We start from the raw sequence: 21801 nt of genomic DNA, 5'->3' as shown, positions 1-21801 counted from the left end.
GGCGAAACGGTGCAGCTTAGAAGTGCGTCAGGCAATGCGCCGGGCGTTCCACCGCGAACAGTTGCTGGGCCAGGAACGCGGCACCGGCCGTCTTCTCACGGATGCGTCCCGCAGCAGCAAGGGTTACCGGAGAGACCGCACCAAGATAGATGGACGCAAGGTCGGCCACGTCCATCGTCAGATCCGCTGATTGGCCAGAGGCTTCAGTCACGACGGCGGCAGCACCGCCGTCGGACTCCAGAACCCAGGTGCCGCCCGCCAGGGACAGGGAGTCCGTCACTTCCAGCACCAGGCGTCCTGCAGAGGCGAAGCGGCGTGCCTGCAAGGCGGCCTGAGTATCCAGGATCCGGAGCCACAGCATGTCGCGGACCTCGGAGGCCTCGATGCACCGTGGGTCCTCCAGGGCCCATGCCAAGGGATCATCCACCGGGGCTTCAGCCCACGTCACGTCGTCGATGAGGTCGATGCTGCCCATGAAGCGCCACAGATCGAGGTAGGCGGCGTTGGTAGCGGCAACGAGGTCCACAATTTCCATGGTGTAGGGCTTGTGGTCCCAACCCTTGAAACGGTAGGAAACGTAGCCGTCCAGTGCTCCGGACAGATCGTAGTGCAGGGCACATCGGACGCTGGTGTCGGACTTGCCGTCATGCCCGATGGAGCCGGAAGCAACAAGGCGGTAATACTCCTGCCGGTCCACCGAGCCCGGCGACAGCCGCTGGACGCGCTCGAACACCCGGGGAGCCATTTCCAGCAGGACGGAAGGATCCGCGACTTCCACAGTTCCCTCCGGTTGTCCCTTCATCCGGAAGCGGGGTCCGGTGTCAACCTTGATGCTGCGCTCAAAGGTAGCTACCCCGAAACCGAAACGACCATAAATGGATCCTTCGGAAGCCGTCAGTGCCGCCATGGCCAGGCCCTCATCCTTGGCGCCTTCCAGATCGGCCGTGATCATGCCACGCAGGATTCCTTGGCGGCGGTGCGTTCCGCGGACCGTCACAGCCGTGACCAGGTTGGACTCAAGCTGCCGGCCAAAACCGATATTAAGGGTCTTGCGCATGGTTGCGTAGGTTGCCACCGGCACATTCGCCCCGAGGGAGTGCTCAGGTACGGTGCCGTTGACGTAGACGCCTGTCAGCTCACGCTTGTCCGTCTGGTAGGCGGCGAGGGTCTTTGCCAGGTACTCGTCATCACGCCGTTGCTGGTGGAATCCGTGCGATACAGCCTGCACCCAGGTGGCACAGCGGCTATAGGCATCGGAGTCGTCCTTGCCGGCGACAGCGGGGAAACGCTGGACGGAATATTTCCGGGAAGTTGGTTCATTGGGATCAGCCACGATCCCGAGCCTAGCCAGACGCCGCAGGGCGCGCCACCATCTCGGCGGCGCGCCCTGCGGCGATACCCGGAATTCCGCGACCGGACTAGTGCCCCGCCTCGTACCAGCTTGAGCCAACGCCGATTTGGACATCGAGGGGAACGGACAGCTCGGCAGCTGAACCCATCTGTTCGATGACCAGCTTCTCCACGGCTTCGCGCTCTCCCGGTGCCACTTCCAGGACGAGTTCGTCGTGGACCTGCAGCAGCATCCGGGACTTCAGGCCCTGGCTGGCGAGCTCGGCGGACACACCAAGCATGGCGCGCTTGATGAGGTCTGCTGCAGAGCCCTGGATGGGCGAGTTCAAGGCAATGCGTTCTGCTGCTTCCCTCGCCTGCCGGTTGGTACTGGTCAGGTCAGGGAGGTAGCGGCGGCGGCCTTCGATGGTGGCTGTATAGCCGTCCGTCCGTGCTTGGTCGACGACACCACGCAGGTAGTCGCGCACGCCGCCGAAGCGGTCGAAGTAGTCCTTCATGAGCGTCCGTGCCTCGTCCACGGAGATCTCCAACTGCTTGGAGAGGCCAAAGGACGTGAGTCCATACGCGAGGCCATAAGACATCGCTTTCACCTTGGACCGCATGGCGCTGGTGACTTCGGCCGGCTCTACATTGAAGATCCGGGAACCCACGAAGCGGTGCAGGTCTTCTCCATCGCGGTACGCCTGGATCAGGGCTTCGTCACCGGAAAGGTGCGCCATGATGCGCATTTCGATCTGCGAGTAGTCTGCCGACAACAGACACTCGTAGCCTTCGCTGACCACAAAAATTCCGCGGACCCGCCGGCCTTCTTCACTGCGGACCGGGATGTTCTGCAGGTTGGGGTTGTTGGATGAAATACGGCCCGTGGCGGCGATGTTCTGCGCGTACGTGGTGTGGATCCGCGCATCATCGGCCACGGACTTCTTGAGTGTCTCCACCATCTGGGCCAACTTGGAGGACTCGCGGTGCGCCATGAGCTGCACCAGGAATTCGTGGCCCGTCTTCTCCAGGAGCCCCTTCAGTGATGCAGCATCCGTGGTGTAACCGGACTTGATTTTCTTGGTTTTGGGCAGCCCCAGTTCCTCGAACAGGACTGTCTGCAGCTGCTTGGGAGAACCCAGGTTGACCTCGTGACCGATTGCTGCGAAAGCCTGCTCCTGGGCATTTTCGATCACCTTGGTGAGGTCGGCGAGTTGTTCGTTCATACGGTCCGTGGAAACGAAAATACCCGTCAGCTCCATGTGGGCGAGCACGCGGGCCACGGGAAGCTCCAGCGTGGTCAACAGGGCATCGGCCTTGATGGCGGCGAGTTCGGTTTCGAAGTGCTTGCTGAGGGCATGCACGACGGCGGCCTGCTGGACGAGCGCTGCTGCGGCAGCTTGGTCCGTCCCGCCGGAGAGGTCAAGCTCCAGCTGGCCCGAACTGGCAACGGCCGTGCTGAGTGAGATCTTCAAGTGCACTTGTGCGAGCTCGGCGAGGTCGTAGCTGCGGCGGTCCGGCTGGATCAGGTAGCCCGAGATGGAGGTGTCATCCACCACTCCTTCCAGGGCTAGTCCCCGGTGGTGCAGGGCCTTGAGTGCCGACTTGAACTCGTGCAGGACTTTGGCTTCTTCGGGGTCCCGCAGCCACGTAGCCACTACGGTCTCCGCGGCCGCATCCAAGGCGGTGAGGTCGATATACGCGGCGCCGTTGTTCCTGACCACAGCCAGGGCATTCGCGTCGTCGCCGATCCTGCCGGGAACCAGATGCACGGCGAGGGCGGAGCGCATCCCTGCTCCTGCAGTGAAGAAGGACTCCAGCCCGGAAGCATCAGTGGGCGTCGCGAACTCCGGGGCCTCAATGGTGTCCGGAGCCTCCCCTGCGGTGTCATCGCCGTAGAGATCGAACAGCCGCGTGCGGAGGGTCCTGAACTCAAGTTCCTCGAAGAGTTCCTCGATCGCCTGGCGGTCCGGACGTGGCTCGTGCAGATCAGCCAGGGTGAGGGGCAGTTCGAGGTCGGTCAGCAACCGGTTGAGCCTGCGGTTGCGCTTGACGTTCTCCAGGTTCTCCTTGAGGGCCCCGCCCACCTTGCCTCCGATGGAATCAAGGTTTTCCAGAATGCCTTCGAGGCCACCGTAGAGGTTGATCCACTTTGCAGCTGTCTTGGGGCCAACGCCCGGGACGCCGGGCAGGTTGTCAGCGGTCTCGCCCACGAGGGCGGCGAGGTCCGAGTACAGGCCGGGCTTGACGAAATATTTCTCTTCAATTGCCGCAGCGTCCATCCTGGGGATGTTGCTCACGCCCTGCTTGGGGTAGAGCACAAAGACGTTGTCGTTGATCAGCTGGAACGCATCCCTGTCGCCGGAGACGAGAAGGACTTCGAAGCCTGCGGCGTCGCCCTGCGCGGCCAACGTGGCCAGGACATCGTCTGCCTCGTATCCGGGCATGGCGATGGTCTTGATCCCCCAGGCCTCCATGACCTTGGCGATGAGGCCGATCTGGCCCGCGAACTCTGCGGGCGTCGCATTGCGCCCGCCCTTGTACTCGCTGTATTCGGCCTTACGGAACGTGGTGTCGTCGGAAACGTCAAAAGCTACGGCGACGTGCGTGGGCTTCTGGTCCTTGATCAGGTTGATCAACATGGAGGTGAACCCATGGACTGCGTTGGTGTACTGGCCCCTGGCAGTGGAGAAGTTCTCTGCAGGAAGGGCGTAGAAAGCCCGGAACGCCATGGAGTGGCCGTCAAGGACCAGCAACCTGGGCCGGCCCTCCCCCGCGGTGCTGGAAGATGCTGTGGCAGAGGGGGTGGGGGCTGTCGCAATGGCAGCAGCTTGGGCCGTTGGAACCTGGTCCGGTTTGGTTGTTTCACTCACAGGTGCCAGCCTAGTTGGCATGATGGACAATTTCACGCCGAACCCCTTTGCCGACGAGCTCAACGAGGCAGGGGTGCCCGAAGAATTCCACGATTGGCTCTCGGCACACGGTGTGGGTGCACTTGTGGTGAAGCTCGGGATCCGGTTCACGGAGATGAGCGCGGAACGAATGGTCGCCACCATGCCGGTGGAAGGAAACACGCAGGTAGCGGGCATCCTTCACGGCGGGGCCCACGTTGTCCTCGCCGAGACCTTGGGATCGTTCGCGGCCTCCCTCCATGCCGGCCGGGGCCGCCATGCTGTAGGCATTGAGGTGGGCGCAACACACCACCGTTCAGTGGCCAGCGGCCTGGTGACGGGGACGTGCACGGCGATCCACTTGGGAGGGACCCTTGCCACGCACGAGATCGTGATGACCGATGACAAGGGCCGCCGGCTCTCGACCGCCCGGATCACCAATATGATCCGGGACAACCGGCACTGAGTACCTAATCCGAGCCCTTGGGCAGCCGGTAGTGAAGCTCGGCCGCGGCCCCGCCAATGATCTTGTGCGAGATCAACTCAAGGGGCGCCGTCGGGCCCTTAAGCGGCAACAGCCGCTTTCCCGCGCCCAGCACCACGGGCACGATCGTGACGATCATCTCGTCCAGCAGCCCCGCATTTGCGAACTGGGCCACGAGGTCGCCCCCGCCCACCAACCAGACATTCTTGTCCCCGGCGTCCTTGAGCAGGTCCGGGGCGAACTCGCGGACGTCTCCGCGGACGAAGGTGATGTCGGCTCCGGCCGGAGCCGAGTACTCATGGTGGGTGAAAACCCAGCAAGGACTGTCCGGATAGGGCCATTGGCCGGGCTCGTGTTCCATGAGCCAGCGGTAGGTGTCCCCGCCCATGACGATGCATCCTACGCCCGCCATGAAGGCCTCGATGCCCTGGTTCAAGCCCTCAACCCGGTCAAACTGCAGGAGCCAGCCGAGGTCGTCGTCCGGGGAGGCTATGAAGCCGTCGATGGTGCAAGCTACGTAATACTGAAACGTCGACATGGGCCCAGACTAGTCAGTCCGACGCGGGGTTCCCATACTCCACGCGGACACTGCCGTCATCCTGCAGCACCACCACCCGGCCCCGCTCAAGGGACCAGCCTTCGTTGAGCAGGAAGATCCGTCCGCCGCTGACCACCAGCAACCGCAGCCCGGTGTACCGATACAGGGGCGCCGTCTCCGAGCCCGCAGACTCCTCGCGGACGTTCGGGGCACCAACTGCAAGACGTTCCTTGCTGTAGACCACCGCCGTGGGCAAGAGGCTGGACCGTTCCTGGTAGTCGAGGGCAGCACCGCGCCCCAGTGCCTGCGCGTAGTCCGAGGTACCCCAAAACAACAGCAGCGTGACCAGCACGAACACCAGCGACCTCTCAAGGGCCCTTGGGGTGATCCTCGGCGCGGCCTGGCCGCGCTCACCCGCCCGGCGTCGCACACTCAGGCCCCAGGCTCCCACCACCACTCCCCCGGCGATCAGGAAGGGCGCGTACAGCACGATCTGGCCGGGACGTGCCGAAATGGCCAGCCACATCGCCGCGGCATAGGCAAAGCCGAGCAGCATCACAAGGGTGGCGGTCAAGTGGACGGCTTTTCTGTGCCGCCCGGCTTCGAGGAGCCGGGATACGGCGCGGTCCAGCATGAACCACAGCAGACCAATGACCACGAGCCATGCCAACGGCTGGAAAAGCGACTGGATACTCCTCAGGACAAAGTCCTGGACTGTGTAACCGAACAGGCTGACATCGAGGCCCATGGCTTTGGCCTGCGCGTCGGTGCGTGCCCAACCGAAATAGACCAGCAGCGCCGTGGCTATGGTCAACGGCGGGCCGATGACCGAGAGGACCTCAAGGGTCCGCTGCCAGCGGGTGTTGTTAAGTCTCTCTTCGGTATCCGGTGTGTCGCTCACGGCGCAGCCGTCGGGGAGGCTTCGCCGGACGGCGGCGCAGTGGGCGATGGAGTGCCGGAGGGACTGCGGCCTGGCGTACCAGTGCCTGGGCTTGCGCTCTCCGGGGGTGGCGCGGAGCCAGGGGCAGTTCCGGAGTCGTCATAGAAGAAGGTCACCGTTCCGGCAATATCCACGGTGTCCGTGATGGAGATCCGGATCGAGTCCCGGCCACTTGACGAGGGCATCCGCAGATAGACGGGCTGGTAGTCGTCCCTGGCGCCAACGAACTCAGCATCCACGGGGACGCCGTCGAACAGGACGTCGCCCACCCGGACGTAGTAGCCGTCCAAGCGAACGATCGTCCCGCCACTGCTGGGCCCGGACGCGCGCGCCAGCCCTGGGATCGGCCTGAGCTCTTCGTCGACCACCGTCAATCCAACCAACTGCCTCGGGCATGCTTCGCCCTGTCCCGGCTCCACATTGAAGACGGCGTCGGGATTGCTGCGGTGTTGGGCGAGCAGCGACGCCGAAGTGGCGGCCACCCGGAATTCAAGGCACTGGGTTTGCGGAATCCGTGGCGTGGCAGCAACTGCGATGGAAGCCCGCTGCCAATCCTGCTGACTCCCGCTTTGCAGTGCCTTGCACACGGCGGCGCCCGCCAGCCAGACTGCCGCGTCGTCGGCACCCTCCACGCTCTGCACCAAGGCATCGCATTGGAACTGCTGGAGCAACAGATAGCGCTGGCCGGAGGTGGGATCGTTCGGGCCAATCGGTCCGATGGGGACCCAGCGAACCACTGGAGCATCTGCCTGTGGAGCCCCAGGGCCTGCCGGGCCGACCGGTTGGGTGGCTGTAGGAACCAGCGTGCTTGGTACTGGTTGCCCAGTGGTGGCGGCTGTGGAGGAGGTGGAACCCGGAGGGGATGATCCCCCACCCTCAGCAGCGGGCGGAAGGCAGGCGGAGAGCCCCAGCATCAAGACCGGCACCAGGGCCAGTCGGATGAGATGGCTTCGGGATGGGCAATTCATGACAGCCCCGCATCTGCCGGATCACAACCACGCAGTTATGTGCATAACTACACTGCTGATTATTCTCCCGAAAGGCCCTGACTGCCAGAGAGGCTGCTACTTTCCGAAATAGGGAACAATCAGGTAGATCCCGAACAGCACAGCCGCGGCGCACACGCCGAAGCAAACGTAGGCCAGGGACCGGACCAGGACAGGCGACTTCTGCTGGGCGTCACCGGCGATCGCCGTGAGGCGGACCCCCAGGGAGTAAAGGACCACCAAAGTCACGGCCGCCACGAGGGTAACTCCGCCTACTTGCAGCAATTCCAACCATTTCATCGCTGCACATCCTCATTCTGGGTGGTCTTGCGGGTCTTCTTCTTCTTGCGGAACCGGACGGCATGGCCCGCTTCTTCAACCTCGACGGCGTTGTGGTGGCCCACATGCGATTTGCGCGAGGCAACAAACATGAAGAGCACCGCTGATGTTCCAACAACTGCCGCGATGATGACGCCCACGACGCCGATGCTCACCAAGAGCGCCGTCAGAGCACCGACAATGGCTGAGGCCGGGAGGGTAAAGAGCCAGCCCAACGCGATCTTGCCTGCGGTACCCCACCGAACCGAGGTGCCCTTGCGGCCCAGGCCCGAGCCGATGACCGATCCCGAAGCGACTTGCGTGGTGGACAGGGCGAAGCCGAGGTGGGAGGAAGCGAGGATGGCCGAAGCCGTGCTGGTTTCGGCGGAGAAACCCTGGGCGGGTTTTACCTCGGTCAGGCCTGAACCCATGGTCCGGATGATCCGCCAGCCGCCTGCATAGGTTCCGATGGCGATGGCGAAGGCACAGGCCGCGATCACCCAGAACTGCGGACCGCTGCCCGGAGCCTGGGTTCCACCTGCAATAAGAACCAAAGTGATGATGCCCATGGTCTTCTGGGCGTCGTTGGTGCCGTGCGCGAGAGCCACCAGGCTGGACGTAAAGATTTGTCCGGTACGGAAGCCGCCGCGTTTCTGCGTGAGCTTGTCACCGGTCTCGGGATCGTGGCGCGAGGTCAGCGCGTAGGCGAGGCGGGTGCAGATGTAAGCCACCAGGCCGGCGATCAGCGGTGCGAAGATGGCGGGCAGGATCACTTTCTGCAGCACGGTTTCGAAGTTGATGGAATGGAGCCCGATGCCCACCACTGCGGCGCCAATCAGGCCGCCAAACAGGGCATGCGAGGAACTCGATGGCAGGCCCTTGAGCCACGTGACCATGTTCCAGAGAACTGCGCCCATGAGTCCGGCAAAGATGATGTCCGGAGTGATGTGGATACCATCCGAGCCTTCCCGGATCAGTCCGCCGGAAATGGTCTTGGCCACTTCCGTGGAGAGGAACGCGCCGACGAGGTTGAGCACAGCGGCCAAGGCAACGGCCGTCTTGGGCTTGATCGCCCCCGTGGCGATAGGCGTGGCCATCGCATTCGCTGTGTCGTGAAACCCGTTGGTGAAGTCAAAGAAAAGGGCCAACGCTATTACCAGCGCGACCATGAAGGTGATATCCACCTGTTGCCCAATCTGCAGAGTCGTCGACGTTCAGCAGTTTCACTTCCCCGTACCTGCCATCCACAGCATAGTTCAGCAAGTGTTCAACTGACCTGGCTTGCGGAATTCACTCTGGCGGGCTTGAAACCTTAAGAATCTTACGTGGCATCCAGTGAGCGGACAAACGTACACGGCCTTCCCTTCAGCCCAGATACTGCCTTACTGCTTCAAGGTGGCTTGGGGACAGTCCCTTGCGGGGATCAGGTGAGATGCAAAGCACACGGTCGTGCTGGTATTCAGCCCAGGAGCGGGCGTCTGATTCCCGGCTGAGCTGGTCGTCCAACCATACGATCCGCTGGCTCCCCGTAGCCGCCAGGTCCTTTTGGAGGGCGACAAGTTTCCACCACTCCGGGGCTTGGTCCCAGCCCTGGCTGGACAGTACCGGCCAGTCCTCCCCCTTGAGGCCGATAGCCGGGCAGAGGAACTCGGGTGCAAGGCGCTCCCACGTGGTCAGCCACACGAAGCGCGCAGCTGGATGGCGGGCAAGGTCATTAAGTCCGGCCACGAGCTCCGGTGCGAAAGCCACCTCCAGGATCCCGGTGTCGGCGGTGGTCCATTCGCCACCCCAATCAGTGGTTCCCACCGGACTGAAGGGGTTCACCACGCCGTCGACGTCGAGGTAAATCGACACGGGCGCGGCAGCCCTTTCCGCATTTTCCATCCGCACTCCCCCCTTCCCCAATGGTTGTGCTTCAGCCTACGTGACGGCGATCCTCCGCAACTCGGAAATCAATACCTTGACGTGCGTCATGTAAGTGATAATCTCAATGCATGGAAAAGCCCACAGTCCATTCCGCCCACAGCGTCCGGGACATCGAGGAAACGGTCCGCACCGATTTCCGTCATGCCATGTCCTATGGCGGATATCTGGACCTCGATCACCTGCTCAGCTCCCAGCATCCCCTGAGCGAGCCGGAGCACCATGATGAACTGCTGTTCATCATCCAGCACCAGACCAGCGAGCTCTGGCTCAAGCTGGTCCTTCACGAACTTCTGGAAGCCCGCAGGCTGTTTGACGCGGACAATCTGGGCAAAGCACTGAAGTGCATCGCACGCGTCAAGGCCATCCAGCGCACCATGACGGAGCAATGGTCTGTCCTGGGGACGCTGACGCCACGTGAATACGCCCAATTCCGCGGCTTCCTGGGCAGCTCGTCCGGCTTCCAGTCCTATCAGTACCGCGGTGTTGAGTTCCTGCTGGGTAATAAGAACCGCGGGATGCTGCGCGTTTTCGAAAGCGAACCCGAGGCCCACGCCTTGCTCAGCAAGCTCCTGGAGGAGCCCACGCTGTATGACGCCTTCCTGGCAGTGCTGTCCCGCGCCGGCTATGACATACCCGCCGACATCCTGGAGCGGGACACCAGCGAGCCGTGGACCTTCCGCAAGGACCTGGTCCCCATCTTCCAGAAGATCTACGAATCGGACGACACCCAATGGGGACTTTACGAAGCGTGCGAGGACCTGGTGGACATTGAGGACAACTTCCAGGCATGGCGTTTCCGCCACCTGCGGACAGTTCAACGAACCATCGGTTTCAAAGTGGGCACCGGAGGATCCTCGGGCGTGGACTTCCTCAAGCGCGCCTTGGACTTGACCTTCTTCCCCGAGCTCTACGCCGTACGCACCGAAATCGGCAACTAAGCACCCAGGCAACCACCCGGCTATCGCCGGGCCAATATTTCCGCAGGAGGAACCATGACCACGGCACAGCAAACCCAACGGCCAACGTCGGCCGAACTGGATGCCGCTGACCCCCTGGCCGCCCAGCGCGAGGCCTTCTACGCGCCCGACGCCGCCCAGCTCACCTCATATCTGGATGGCAACTCACTGGGACGCCCGCTGAAAGTCACGGCAGGGAACCTCGATTCATTTGTGCACGAGGCTTGGGGCAGCCGCCTTATCCGGGGTTGGGACGAGCAATGGATGGATGAGCCGACGGTCGTGGGAGACCGCATTGCCGAGGTGACGCTGGGCGCTGCCGCTGGGCAAACCACCGTGGGCGACTCCACATCCGTGATGCTCTACAAGATGATCCGCGCCGCAGTGGATGCCCAGCCGGGTCGGGATGAGATCATCATCGACCGCGACAACTTCCCCACCGACCGGTTCATCATCGAGGGCATTGCCGCGGAACGTGGGGCGAGCATCAAGTGGATCGCTGCGAACCCTGCCAGTGGTGTGCGCCCGGAGGACCTGGACGGACTGCTGGGCGAAAGGACCGCGGTGGTGGTCCTGAGCCATGTTGCGTACCGGTCAGGCTTCCTGGCCGACGCCGAGGGCATCACCGCCAAGGTTCACCAGGCAGGTGCCCTGATGCTCTGGGACCTTTGCCACTCCGTAGGTTCCGTGCCCATGGAGCTGGACAAGTGGGGGGTGGACATCGCAGTGGGCTGCACCTATAAGTACCTCAACGGCGGCCCCGGCTCGCCGGCCTTCGCCTACGTCAACGCATCGCAGCAGGATCGTTTGCAGCAACCCATCTGGGGTTGGATGGGCGCCGACAATCCGTTTGGCATGACGGACGCCTATCGTCCGGCACAAGGGATGCGCAGGTTCATCACGGGAACTCCTCCCGTGCTGGCCATGCAGCCCATGAAGGACATGCTGGAACTGATTGCCTCCGTAGGGATGGACGCGGTCCGGGAAAAGTCGATCAAACTCACCGAGTACGCCATCGCACTCTCAGAGGAGCTCCTGGTGCCTCTTGGCGCGGAGATCGTGAGCCCCCGGAATGTGGCCGAGCGCGGATCCCACATCACCGTGGACCACCCGTTGTTCGCAGACGTCACGGCGAGGCTGTGGGAAAAGGGTGTCATCCCCGACTTCCGTCCCCCGCACGGCCTGCGCATTGGCTTGTCCCCCTTGAGCACAAGCTTTGCCGAAGTTGAACTGGGAGTGGCGGCCATCCGCGACGCACTCTCCGAAATGCAGTGAGCCGGAAATGAGTGCTGTCCTCGATGACATGGACTCCCGCCCGGGAAGTACTACTTCTTTGCTGCGTACCGTCATCGGCCTGTACATGCGCGACGCCGGCGGATGGATGTCTGCCAAGGACATCGTGGCCCTCATGGAGGCCTTGGGCACGTCAGGAACAGTAACCCGGACCGCCTTGGGCCGGTTGCGCAAAAAGGATGTGGTACTTCAAGAGGCGCGTGCCGGGGTCCCCGGTTTCACGCTCACAGACGGGGCCGCCACCATGTTGGCGCGCGGTGACCGCCGGATCTACAACCCACGGAGCATGTCACTGGAGGATCCCTGGTGCCTGATCTCCTTCTCCATTCCGGAGACGGAACGGGAAAAGCGGCATCAGCTGCGGCGCCGGCTCCACTGGATCGGTTGCGGGACCGTGGCGGCGGGTTTGTGGATCTGCCCTGATTCACTGCGTGGGGAAGTGGAGGAAATCCTGACGGATTTGTCGCTCCGGGACATGGCGACGATCTTCGTGACGGAAACACCCATGGTGGGCGGCAGCCTTCGGGACGCAGCCTCCCAGTGGTGGGACCTGGAAGCAGTGGCCGTACTGCACAGGGACTTCATCCGTGAGCACGGTTCGGCCGGCGCGACCGGTGGTGGCGTTACATCTCCAGGCCGGACGGTAGAGCCTTCTGCTGAAGCTTTTTCCACCTACGTGCAGTGCATCGACCGATGGCGGATCATTCCGTACCTCGACCCTGGGTTGCCTCCTGCATTCCTGCCGGAGGACTGGCCCGGGGCCGAAGGCACGGCACTGTTCGGCCGGACCGTTGCCGCCTATGCGGAGCCCAGTGCGGAGTTCGTTCGCCGGACCCTGAAGGAGACGGCAGGCTAGAGCGTGAAATCCACGGCGATGATCTGCTCGCTGTTGGGATAGGAGTACTTCTTAAGTGGCTCGTGCAGTGGATGCGTGGCGTAGACCTCGACGTCTTCCACGGCACTGAAGTCAGCCACAATGGCGTAGTCGAACGACCGGTCATGCTGGAGGACATCCGGCCCATGCGTGAGCTCGAGCAGGCCGGGAATATTGCCCTTCATCCTGTCCAGGCCCTCCCGCCAGGCAGCCTTGTCTGCCTCGGGAAAGTCGGCCTTGAACTTGAACAGCACGGCGTGGCGGATCATGCTTCAACTCCTGCTGCTACACCCATATATCCCGCGGACGTGTACTCTGCCGGTTCGCCCGCGATGGTGCGTCCTGCCAGATAGCCCATGGTCATGATGGGTCCCAGGGTGGCACCCGCTCCAGGGTAGCCTGCAGCGTAGGCGTTCTCCGTAGTGTTTCCGGCGGCGAACAGGCCGGGGATGGGCTCCCCGTCGACGTCAAGGACCCGTGCCAGGCCGTCGATGGCCACGCCTCCGTTGCTGCCGAAGGCGCCATTGACCACCTCCATCGCATAAAACGGACCGGACTGCAGCGGACCCAAAGATGGGTTGGGCCAAGGGCAGTCGTCGTCACCCCAGTACTTGTCGTAGGCACTTTCGCCGCGGCCGAAATCGGGGTCTTCGCCGTTGACTGCATAGTGGTTGAAGCGTTCAACGGTGGCCGCCAGGTTGTCGGCGGGGACACCGATCTTCGCGGCCAGTTCCGCCAACGTAGGGGCTTCCATCAGGTAGGCCGGCGTCGGTTGACCCGCCCGGTGGGCGAGGATGCCGTAGCGCTCCAGGTAGCTGTGATCGAACACCACGTGGGCAGGGGTGTTCAGGGTCTGGTTGTTCGGTGAATCCCATGATTGCAGGCAGCGGGCGAGGTCGTTGTAGTTCTGGGATTCGTTGGCGAACCGCCGGCCATGACGGTTCACCATGAGCGAGCCCGGCCCTTGCCGCTCAAAACGCAGAAGCGTACCAACCGGTGCACCATCCCGCGTATCTCCCGTAATGGACATCGGAGCCCACCAAGCTTCCCGGTTCCCCGGGTTTGTGCCCCCACCCGCTGCGCCATCTTGAGGCCATCGCCGGTATTCGAGGGCGGCGAACACATGATGTACAGGCGCGAGGCCAGCAATGAGTCCGCCAGCGCCTTGTCCCATTCGAAGCCGCCCGTGGCGAGGACCACGCCGTCCTTGGCATGGAAGGTTTCGCCTGATGCCAACTGCACGCCCGCTACCCTGCCGCCGTCGTTCAGCAGCCGGTGCCCACGGGCGCCAACCACCAGCGCAGCGTCATCCCGCACCAGGCTGGCCAACAGCATGGAGACCAGTGCCTGGCCTTTGGCCACCAGCCCTTGCTCCTGCCGTTGGTGCAGTTGCGCCCACGGGAACTTGGTGAAGGCGCCCCACGTCTCGTACTCCTGCATGGTGAATGGGGCCCGGCCATCGGAACGGACGTGGACGGCGAGGCCGCCGAGCGCTTCACGAATGTTGTACAGCCCAGGTTCAACAGTCCTGCCGCCTTCCACGGAACCGGGCAAGTCCTGCCGGTAGTCCGGAAAGTTGTCCAGGAAAATGAACCGGACTCCGCATTCGTCTTCAGTGAAGCGAAGCATGGTGTCACCGTAGGTCAGGGCCGCATCCAGAAGTTCTTCGCGGCTCCGGCCCCTGGCAACGGCGCGGACGTACTGGGCTGCTGCTTCCTTGGAGTCGCTCAGCCCGGCTTCGCGGGCATGATGGTTGTCAGCAACCCACAACATGCCTCCCGAGACGGCGGTTGTTCCTCCCAGCAATTGGGTCTTTTCAAGCACGACAACGGACTTGCCGGCACGTGCGGCCGTGGCGGCTGCAGTCAGGGCGCCGGCACCGGAACCGACGACGACGACGTCATAGGTATCGGAGGGTGTGCCGTTCAGGAATTTCATGGTGGTACCTCTCAAAGGGCGTGATGGATTGGGGGGTCTGTCAGACGGCCGTGTAACCGCCGTCGATGACCAACTCGGAGCCGGTGGTGAACCGGGACTCATCGGAGGCCAGATAGAGCACTCCGTAGGCGATCTCGTCCGGTTCGCCTTGGCGTGGGAGCGGGTTTCCGCCCACCAGTTGCTGGTAGTAGGCCTCCGCCCCGATGTCCGACTGTTCTGCCGAGTGCCTGCTCATCCGGGTGTTCATGGATCCGGGATGGATGGAGTTCACCCTGACTCCATAGGCGCCGTAGGCCGCCGCGTCAGACTTGCTCAAGAGCCGGACGGCGCCTTTGGTGGCGTGGTACAGGGGGACGTTGCGCCCGCCGGTCAATCCGTGGATGGAGGAAAAGTTGATGATGCTGCCGGACTGCTTGGCGATCATGGCCGGAACAACGTGCTTGGTCAGGAGCCACACGCCTTTGACATTGACGTCGAAGATGAGGTTGAACTGGTCCATGCTGGCAGTATGGCTGGCACCTGCCGGACCGATGATTCCCGCCGCGTTGACCAGGATGTCCGGTGCGCCGAGATCAGCGGTCAGTTGCTGCACGGCCTGCGCGACACTGGCTTCATCGGTGACATCGACGTCGTACTCAGTGATCCCTGAGTGGCTTGCTGTAGCGGATGTTCCTGCCCGGTCCAGGCTGGCAACGAGCGCTCCGTGGTGGGCAAGCAGGCGGGCCGTGGCACCGCCAAGGTCTCCCCTGCCCCCGGTCACCACGGCGACCTTGCCGGCCACTCTCCCGCCGACGGACTCCTGCCCTGCCTGCATTGCTGTATCCATGACCAACTCCTCCTGCCGCGGCGTTGCGGCTGCTGAAACCCAGGTACGACGCAGGGCAGCACGGAACAGGGCCCCTGGGGCCCTGATGAGGTGGAGATTGGGCGGTGATGCCCTGCTGGGTTCCACTCTGCCAGCGCACTTGTGAGTGGAACCACAGGGTTACCGATGAACGGGAATCAGATGCTTCCGTTGCTTTGCCGGACAGCGCCCTTGAGCTCTCCCCGCCAGCCCAGCGCCCGTGAAATGCCGCGCGCCGCAGTCATCAGGACCGGCACCCGGGCTGGGACGTTTTCTTCATTTCTTGGAACCACGACGCTCAGGGCGGCGACCACCGTATTCGCCCGGCCAAAAATGGGGACCGCGATTCCGCTGGATTCCGGAACGATGATTCCGGGCATGGAAGTGAACCCTTGTTGCCGGATATTTGCCAGGTGGCGGCGCAGGTCAGTGGGCTGGGTCAGGGTTGCATCGGTAAATTTCTCCAGCGTGCGGGACAGGAACAGGTCCTGATACGCAGGGGGCGAATAGGCCAGCAGCACCAGCCCCGACGAGGTTCCATGCACCGGAAGGCGGCCGGCAACTTTGGTGATGTCCACCTGGGAATCCCGGGAACCGATCCGTTCGATATACAGGACTTCATCCGAATCCAGGATTCCCAAGGTGGTGGAGTGCTGGACCACTGACTGAACATCCTCCATGAAGGGCAGTGCCGCTTCGCGGAGGCCCACCATGCGTGAGCTCCTGAACACCAGCTCCCACAGCCGGGTGCCGATCCGCACCTCGCCATTGGCTTCGCGCTCGAGCAAACCTTCATTCAAGAGCTCGTCCACCAGACGGTAGGTGGTTGTCACCGGAAGCCCGGAACGCCTGGCCAAGGTGGCGACGCTCATGGTGAGGTGGGCGTCGTCGAACGCTCCCACCAGCCGGACCAGACGCCTGATAATTGACTCCCCCGAGGACGAGTTGGCCACCTCAGCCTCCCGACTTCACACGGGATACGAACCGGAACCTGTCACCACGGAACGCACTGCGGGTCCATTCCACCGGGGTGCCGTTGGCGTCACGGGCCAGCCGGTGGACCACCAACAGTGGCGCACCCATCTCGATCCCCAGCAGCCTGACATCCTCCGGCCCAGCCAGGGCCGTCTCCACAGTGTCCTCAACGTCGGCGACGCGGAGGCCGTAGACATCGGCAAGTACGGCATAGAGCGAACCGGCTTTCGCCAGATGGGACTTGAGGCGCGGCAGTCTGCCTGGAAGCCAGGCGATCTCGTGCGCCAGAGGCTCCCCCTCAATCAACCGGATGCGCTCGAGCCGGGTCACAGGGTCGCCCTGCTCAAGTCCCAACTGGACTGCGACGCCGGCATCGGCCCCGGCCACATCCAGGGCAAGCAGCCGGGAATCCGGCCGCAGCCCCTGGTTGCGGGCGTCATCGGAGAAGGACGTCAGTTGCCTGACATGCGTCACCTTGGGAGGGCCACAAAGGTTCCATGCCCTTGGATGCGGCCCAGCTTGCCCTCGGCCACCAGCTCGCTGATTGCTTGCCTGACGGTAGTACGGGACGTGGCGTATTTCCCGGCCAATGCTCGTTCGGTGGGGATCAACGTTCCTGGCTGGAGGCCAGCGATGAGCCCGAGAACCTCGGTCTTGAGGAGGTAGTACTTGGGCGTTGCCGGCGCGACGTCTGTTGGCATATTGGACATCCTACTTGTGGACAACACAATTGGTCTATGCCAATGTGAACTGGGCTCATGTGACCATACTGACCTGACAAAGCCAGGAAACGAAGGGACGTCAGTTGGAGGATATACAGCAGTTCCGTGAAAACGGCGGGAAGAGGTCCGGGGACAGCTCCACTGCCGGCGTTGCCTCGTTGACCGGAACAGATGAAACGGCGGCCCGGCGATGACGCCGGCGGTTCTCGGCCTGCACATTGGCGGCTCCAAGACGCATGCAGTTCGCTGGGACGGAACCCACGCGGAGGGCGGGGGCGTCGAAATCACCGAAGCGAGCGCCAATCTTTCCTCAGTGGGCCACCAAGGAGCCGACGCAGTTCTGCGAAGGATTGCCACGAGTGTGGGCAGCGGAATCGAAGCCGTATGTGCTGGCGCGGCCGGCGCCGACACCCCGGCCAGCCGGGCTGTGCTGTCGGCACTCCTGACTGAACACTTCCCGGGCGCCCGCATCGAGGTAGTCCATGACACGCGCATCGTCCTCGCCGCAGCCGGCCTGGATGCCGGGGTTGTCCTGGTTGCGGGTACCGGTTCGGTGGCCTGGGGCAGAAACGGAGACGGGTTGGAAGCCCGCAGTGGCGGCTATGGCTACTTGCTGGGCGACGAGGGCGGTGGCTACTCCGTGGTGCGTGACGCCGTGCGTGAAGCCCTCCGGGAGTACTATGCAGGCTTGGAACCCGGGACGTTGGTCCGCTCGCTGATGGCCGCGACGGCCAATGTGGACGCCTTGCAACTCATGGATTCCTTCTACGCCAAGCCGGAGCCGGATCACTGGGCGACGCTCGCCCCGCTGGTCCTTGAACTCGCCGCCGAAGGCGACTCGGCAGCCGTGCGGATCCAGGCGGAGGCCGCCCACCATTTGGCAAGTCTGGCCAGGCAGGTACTGGGAGAGCTCGGCTTGGACCTGCCGCTGGTCATGGCCGGCAGCTTACTGGTGAACCACAGCCAACTCGCCGGCTCTGTTGCCCGGAAGGTCTCCCTGGAAGATCCGTCATCGATCCGGATACTCTCGCAAACCCCGGTCCACGGGGCCGTGGAACTGGCGCGCCAACTCATCAAGGACTGATGCCCGGACAGGTGATCCGCACAGGTAACCGGAGTAGTCTGGGTTCATGCCTTTCACGATCGGTGGTTGGTGACAATGGCGCGGTCCAAGCAGCGGTGGCTGCCTGCCGGCGTGATCGCCCTTGTTGCAGCGACGGCTGCCGTGTTCGGCTCGGTTCAAGCCGGTGCCACCGTTTCCCTCCCTGCCAAGACCGCTGACGAAATCCTGGCAATGATTGCCCGCACAGAGGTCCGGGCGTTGTCCGGCACCGTAGAACAAACTGCCGCCTTGGGGTTGCCGGAAATTCCCGCGGCGGGCCCGGGCATTGCCCCCGGGGCGGCCTCGGCGATGGAGTTGTTGACCGGCTCGCACACAGCCCGGGTTTACGTCGACGGTCCGTCCAAGGCCCGGTTGCAGATCATGGACCGCATGGCCGAGCGTGACGTGGTGATCAACGGAGGCGATGCCTGGTTCTACAACTCGGCGGACAACAGCGCCACGCACTTAACTGCGCCACAGCCATCTCCAGCCGAGGTCCCGTCCTTCGCGGGCCCCAGGCCGTCGCTTCCGCCCACCTCCTCATCGGACCGGCCTTCACCGGACATGTCCTCACGGGACCTGCCCACGCCCGAGGCCATGGCCAGCCGTTTCCTGGCGGCGATCGACGACAGCACCGAGGTCTCCGTGGGGGATTCCTCCTCGGTTGCCGGCGGCAGTGCGTACCGGCTCAGCCTCCATCCCCGCAGCACCGCTACCTTGGTTGAGTCCGTGACGATCGATGTTGATGCTGGCACCGGCCTGCCGCTGGGCGTCGAAGTGCGCGCCAAGGGCCAGTCCGACCCCGCGTATTCACTGGCCTTCACTGAGTTGAACCTGTCCACCCCGGATGCTGCGTTGTTCGAGTTCACCCCGCCGCCGGGCGCCACCGTGACGGAGAAGGCACTCCCTCCCAAGCCGGTTCCCACCATGGCCGCTCCCGGCACGCCCACACCGGAGATTGCGCCGGAACTTAACCGGCCCCGCCCCACCGTAAGTGGTGAGGGTTGGGAGTCCGTTGTTGCCTTGCCGGCAGGCTCAGCCCCTGCCGGTCTCACGTCAAACCCCCAGCTGTCCCAGGCACTGCAACCTGTTGCCGGCGGCCGTGCGTTGACGACGTCGCTGGTCAGCATCTTGATTCTCGACGACGGCCGCATCTATGCGGGCATGGTGCCATTGGAACGGCTCCAGTCAGCCGCTGCCGCCCAGTGAGCGAATCCTTACCCACTGACTTCGCCATAGAAACGCGCGGCCTGGTCAAGCGCTTCGGTCGCCGTCCCGCCGTTGATGGGATAGATCTCGCAGTCCCCCGGGGCTGTGTCTTCGGATTTCTGGGGCCCAACGGTTCGGGAAAAACCACCACCATCCGGGTGCTGCTGGGCCTTGCTTCGGCAAGCAGCGGCGACATCCGCGTGCTGGGCCAGGAGATGCCCCAGTCGCTGGCGTCCGTGCTGCCGGATGTCGGCGCCTTGGTGGAGGGGCCGGGCTTCTATCCGTTCCTTTCGGGTACGGGCAACCTGATGCGCCTGGACACCGCCGACCGCCATGCTGCCTCGTCCACCAGACGGCAACGTGTCCACGACGCTTTGGAGCGGGTGGGGCTTGGCCACGCCGCAGGCAAGAAGGTCCGGGCCTATTCGCTGGGTATGAAGCAGCGCCTTGGCCTGGCCAACGCCATGCTGAGGCCACGGAAACTGCTGGTCCTCGACGAACCCACCAATGGACTGGACCCGCAGGGCACGCGTGAGGTCCGCGGCCTGGTTCGTGCCCTGGCCGCAGGCGGGACCACCGTGTTCGTTTCCAGCCACTTGCTGGCTGAGGTGGAGCAGATGTGCACCCACGTGGGCGTGATGAGTGCCGGCCGGCTGGTGGCTCAAGGTCCCCTGGAAGAGTTGCGTTCCGCCGGGCAGGCCCACGTCGTGGTCCACACGCCCGACGTCGACCGTGCCGCCGGCGTCCTGGCCCGCCTGGGACTGGTTCCCGGCGAAGCTCCCGGTACCGGCAGCCCTTGGGGAACCACGGCCGTGCTGGGCACTGGGCTCAATGGCCTGGAACCCGAAAGGATCGTGGCCGCGCTGGTTGCCGAGGGTGTCCGGGTCCGCGGCTTCGCCGTGGAAAACGCGAGCCTCGAAGAACGCTTTGTGTCACTGACCGGAGAGGGGTTCGACGTTGTCGGCTGAACCTGCTGCGCATGGCACCTCGGCCGCTGTCCGACCCGGAGCCGGATGGGCGCTGCTGGGTTCTGAGCTGTCCGTGCTGTTCCGCAGGCTCCGCACGTGGGCCATGCTGATTGCTTTGGCCGCAGTTCCACTGTTGATTGCCGTGGCGGTGAAGTTGTCGTCCCGGCCCACGACGCCCGGGCGGGGACCTCTTTTCCTGGATCGCATTACCCAGAATGGTCTCTTCGTGGCTGTGACTGCCTTGGTGGTGTGCGTTCCGCTGTTCCTGCCACTGACCGTTGGCGTGGTGGCCGGAGACACCATCGCGGGCGAGGCCAACACTGGAACTCTCCGATACCTTCTGCTGGCGCCGGCAGGACGGATCCGCCTGCTGTTGGTGAAGTATGCCGGGGCCGTTGCCTTCTGTTGCGCCGCAACGGCGACGGTCGCGGCCTCCGGCGCCCTGGCCGGCGTCGTACTTTTTCCTGTGGGACCGGTGACCCTGCTGTCCGGTGACACCATCAGCGTGGGTGAGTCTGCCGTGAGGTCGCTGCTGATCGCTGCCTACATCACGGTGTCGCTGCTGGGACTGTCGGCGATCGGCCTGCTCATTTCGACGTTCACGGACGTACCGGTAGGGGCTATGGCGGCCACGATCGTCCTTTCGGTGGTCTCGCAAGTACTGGACAACCTCCCCCAACTTGAATGGCTGCACCCCTGGCTCTTCAGCCACCATTGGCTGGGTTTCGCGGATCTGCTGCGGCAACCCATCTCGTGGACGTCATTCGGCGACAACGCGCTCCTCCAGGCCGGGTACATCGCCGTGTGCGGCGCGCTGGCCTATGCCAAATTCTCCAGTAAGGACGTCTTGTCATAGCTTTGTCGTAGGCTCTTCCCATGGCCAGATTCTTTGACGTGCACCCGGAAGATCCACAACCACGCGCCATCGGCCAAGTGGTGAACATGCTCCAAGGCGGCGGCTTGATCGCCTACCCCACCGACTCCTGCTACGCGTTGGGGGCCCAGATCGGCAACAGGGAAGCGTTGGACCGGATCAGGACCATCCGGCAGTTGGACGACAAACATCACTTCACCTTGGTGTGCAAGGACTTTGCCCAGATGGGTCAGTTCGTGATGCTGGACAATGACATCTTCAGGAGCATCAAGGCCGTCACTCCCGGCAGCTACACCTTCATCCTCCCGGCCACGCGTGAAGTCCCCAAGCGGCTGCTGCACCCCAAGAAGAAGACCGTGGGGGTGCGCATTCCCGATCACAAGGTAGTCCAGGCGCTGTTGGCCGAACTCGGCGAGCCTTTGCTCTCCAGCACCCTGCTGCTGCCGGATGAGGAAGAACCGTTGACCCAGGGCTGGGAAATCAAGGAGCTCCTGGACAACCAGGTGGATGGCGTCATCGACGCCGGCGATACCGGCTCTGAGCCCACGACCGTGATCGACTTCTCCAGCGGAGTGGCCGAGGTGGTGCGTCGCGGTATGGGCGATACTTCGCGCTTCGAGTAGACGCGCGGATG

General features: G+C 63.6%; 22 protein-coding genes and 1 pseudogene. 9 read left to right on the top strand and 14 right to left on the bottom strand.

What is annotated here, in order from left to right; genetic code table 11:
- Positions 1-16: 16 nt before the first annotated feature.
- Together CGK93_RS12070 and polA are read right to left on the bottom strand one after the other, a co-directional pair.
- Positions 17-1333, bottom strand: coding sequence for a GNAT family N-acetyltransferase (locus tag CGK93_RS12070; protein ID WP_089595036.1), 1317 nt, complete (start codon positions 1331-1333; stop codon positions 17-19).
- 85 nt (positions 1334-1418) lie between these two features.
- Positions 1419-4061, bottom strand: a complete 2643-nt coding sequence (gene polA / locus CGK93_RS12065) for a DNA polymerase I (protein ID WP_232481654.1) — start codon at positions 4059-4061, stop codon at positions 1419-1421.
- A gap of 160 nt (positions 4062-4221) precedes the next feature.
- On the opposite strand from polA, the gene CGK93_RS12060 reads away from it, so the two are divergent.
- Positions 4222-4686, top strand: coding sequence for a hotdog fold thioesterase (locus CGK93_RS12060; RefSeq protein WP_089595034.1), 465 nt, complete (start codon positions 4222-4224; stop codon positions 4684-4686).
- Between the two features lie 4 nt (positions 4687-4690).
- Here CGK93_RS12060 and CGK93_RS12055 read toward each other — a convergent pair whose 3' ends face one another.
- The 6 genes from CGK93_RS12055 to CGK93_RS12030 form a co-directional block, all read right to left on the bottom strand.
- Positions 4691-5242, bottom strand: a complete 552-nt coding sequence (locus tag CGK93_RS12055) for a dihydrofolate reductase family protein (protein WP_089595033.1) — start codon at positions 5240-5242, stop codon at positions 4691-4693.
- Positions 5243-5255: 13 nt separating this feature from the next.
- Positions 5256-6143 (bottom strand): hypothetical protein, encoded by an 888-nt coding sequence (locus CGK93_RS12050; protein ID WP_232481306.1) that lies wholly within the window; start codon positions 6141-6143, stop codon positions 5256-5258.
- Positions 6140-6919, bottom strand: coding sequence for a hypothetical protein (locus CGK93_RS12045; RefSeq protein ID WP_089595032.1), 780 nt, complete (start codon positions 6917-6919; stop codon positions 6140-6142). Before CGK93_RS12045 ends, CGK93_RS12050 begins: the two co-directional genes overlap by 4 nt.
- 327 nt (positions 6920-7246) lie before the next feature.
- Entirely contained in the window at positions 7247-7468 is a 222-nt protein-coding gene (locus tag CGK93_RS12040) for a hypothetical protein (RefSeq protein ID WP_089595031.1), read from the bottom strand.
- Complete coding sequence (locus CGK93_RS12035; protein WP_089595030.1) at positions 7465-8670, bottom strand: inorganic phosphate transporter; 1206 nt, start codon at positions 8668-8670, stop codon at positions 7465-7467. The genes CGK93_RS12040 and CGK93_RS12035 overlap by 4 nt, the downstream gene beginning before the upstream one ends.
- 181 nt (positions 8671-8851) lie before the next feature.
- Positions 8852-9370, bottom strand: a complete 519-nt coding sequence (locus CGK93_RS12030) for an HAD domain-containing protein (protein ID WP_089595029.1) — start codon at positions 9368-9370, stop codon at positions 8852-8854.
- A gap of 110 nt (positions 9371-9480) precedes the next feature.
- Here CGK93_RS12030 and kynA point away from each other — a divergent pair, with 110 nt between their 5' ends.
- The 3 genes from kynA to CGK93_RS12015 are packed head-to-tail and all read left to right on the top strand — an operon-like array spanning position 9481 to position 12517.
- Complete coding sequence (kynA, locus tag CGK93_RS12025) at positions 9481-10350, top strand: tryptophan 2,3-dioxygenase (protein WP_089595028.1); 870 nt, start codon at positions 9481-9483, stop codon at positions 10348-10350.
- Between the two features lie 54 nt (positions 10351-10404).
- Positions 10405-11643, top strand: coding sequence for a kynureninase (locus CGK93_RS12020; protein WP_089595027.1), 1239 nt, complete (start codon positions 10405-10407; stop codon positions 11641-11643).
- Between the two features lie 7 nt (positions 11644-11650).
- Positions 11651-12517: a PaaX family transcriptional regulator gene (locus tag CGK93_RS12015; protein ID WP_089595026.1), complete on the top strand. Its 867-nt coding sequence runs from the start codon at positions 11651-11653 to the stop codon at positions 12515-12517.
- Here CGK93_RS12015 and CGK93_RS12010 read toward each other — a convergent pair.
- The 6 genes and pseudogenes from CGK93_RS12010 to CGK93_RS11990 all read right to left on the bottom strand — a co-directional run bounded on the left by CGK93_RS12010 (position 12514) and on the right by CGK93_RS11990 (position 17002).
- Entirely contained in the window at positions 12514-12804 is a 291-nt protein-coding gene (locus CGK93_RS12010; protein ID WP_089595025.1) for a Dabb family protein, read from the bottom strand. The two genes, CGK93_RS12015 and CGK93_RS12010, sit on opposite strands and share 4 nt — an antisense overlap.
- A complete protein-coding gene (locus tag CGK93_RS24390) occupies positions 12801-13565 on the bottom strand; it encodes an FAD-binding protein (protein ID WP_269768451.1) in 765 nt (254 codons plus the stop codon). The genes CGK93_RS12010 and CGK93_RS24390 overlap by 4 nt, the downstream gene beginning before the upstream one ends.
- Positions 13478-14473: an FAD-dependent oxidoreductase gene (locus CGK93_RS24385; RefSeq protein ID WP_269768450.1), complete on the bottom strand. Its 996-nt coding sequence runs from the start codon at positions 14471-14473 to the stop codon at positions 13478-13480. The genes CGK93_RS24390 and CGK93_RS24385 overlap by 88 nt, the downstream gene beginning before the upstream one ends.
- A 40-nt stretch (positions 14474-14513) precedes the next feature.
- Entirely contained in the window at positions 14514-15299 is a 786-nt protein-coding gene (locus CGK93_RS12000; RefSeq protein WP_232481305.1) for an SDR family NAD(P)-dependent oxidoreductase, read from the bottom strand.
- 176 nt (positions 15300-15475) lie between these two features.
- Complete coding sequence (locus tag CGK93_RS11995) at positions 15476-16270, bottom strand: IclR family transcriptional regulator (RefSeq protein WP_089595023.1); 795 nt, start codon at positions 16268-16270, stop codon at positions 15476-15478.
- A gap of 1 nt (position 16271) precedes the next feature.
- Positions 16272-17002, bottom strand: a pseudogene (locus CGK93_RS11990) (GntR family transcriptional regulator).
- A gap of 202 nt (positions 17003-17204) precedes the next feature.
- Between CGK93_RS11990 and CGK93_RS11985 the strand changes: the two are divergent.
- From CGK93_RS11985 to CGK93_RS11965, 5 genes are all read left to right on the top strand, one after another.
- Complete coding sequence (locus CGK93_RS11985) at positions 17205-18098, top strand: N-acetylglucosamine kinase (RefSeq protein ID WP_089595022.1); 894 nt, start codon at positions 17205-17207, stop codon at positions 18096-18098.
- Positions 18099-18173: 75 nt separating this feature from the next.
- Positions 18174-19325 (top strand): LolA family protein, encoded by a 1152-nt coding sequence (locus CGK93_RS11980; protein ID WP_089595021.1) that lies wholly within the window; start codon positions 18174-18176, stop codon positions 19323-19325.
- Positions 19322-20293 carry an ABC transporter ATP-binding protein gene (locus CGK93_RS11975; protein WP_198318215.1) on the top strand — a complete coding sequence of 324 codons (972 nt, stop codon included), beginning with the start codon at positions 19322-19324 and terminating at the stop codon, positions 20291-20293. The genes CGK93_RS11980 and CGK93_RS11975 overlap by 4 nt, the downstream gene beginning before the upstream one ends.
- Complete coding sequence (locus CGK93_RS11970) at positions 20283-21149, top strand: ABC transporter permease (protein ID WP_089595020.1); 867 nt, start codon at positions 20283-20285, stop codon at positions 21147-21149. Before CGK93_RS11975 ends, CGK93_RS11970 begins: the two co-directional genes overlap by 11 nt.
- A gap of 20 nt (positions 21150-21169) precedes the next feature.
- Positions 21170-21790: an L-threonylcarbamoyladenylate synthase gene (locus tag CGK93_RS11965; protein ID WP_089595019.1), complete on the top strand. Its 621-nt coding sequence runs from the start codon at positions 21170-21172 to the stop codon at positions 21788-21790.
- Positions 21791-21801: the final 11 nt, after the last annotated feature.

The sequence above is a fragment of the Arthrobacter sp. YN genome (assembly GCF_002224285.1).
GTDB lineage: Bacteria > Actinomycetota > Actinomycetes > Actinomycetales > Micrococcaceae > Arthrobacter.
The sequence above is the reverse complement of the archived record's forward strand: the minus strand, read 5'-3'. Positions and strand labels throughout refer to the sequence as shown.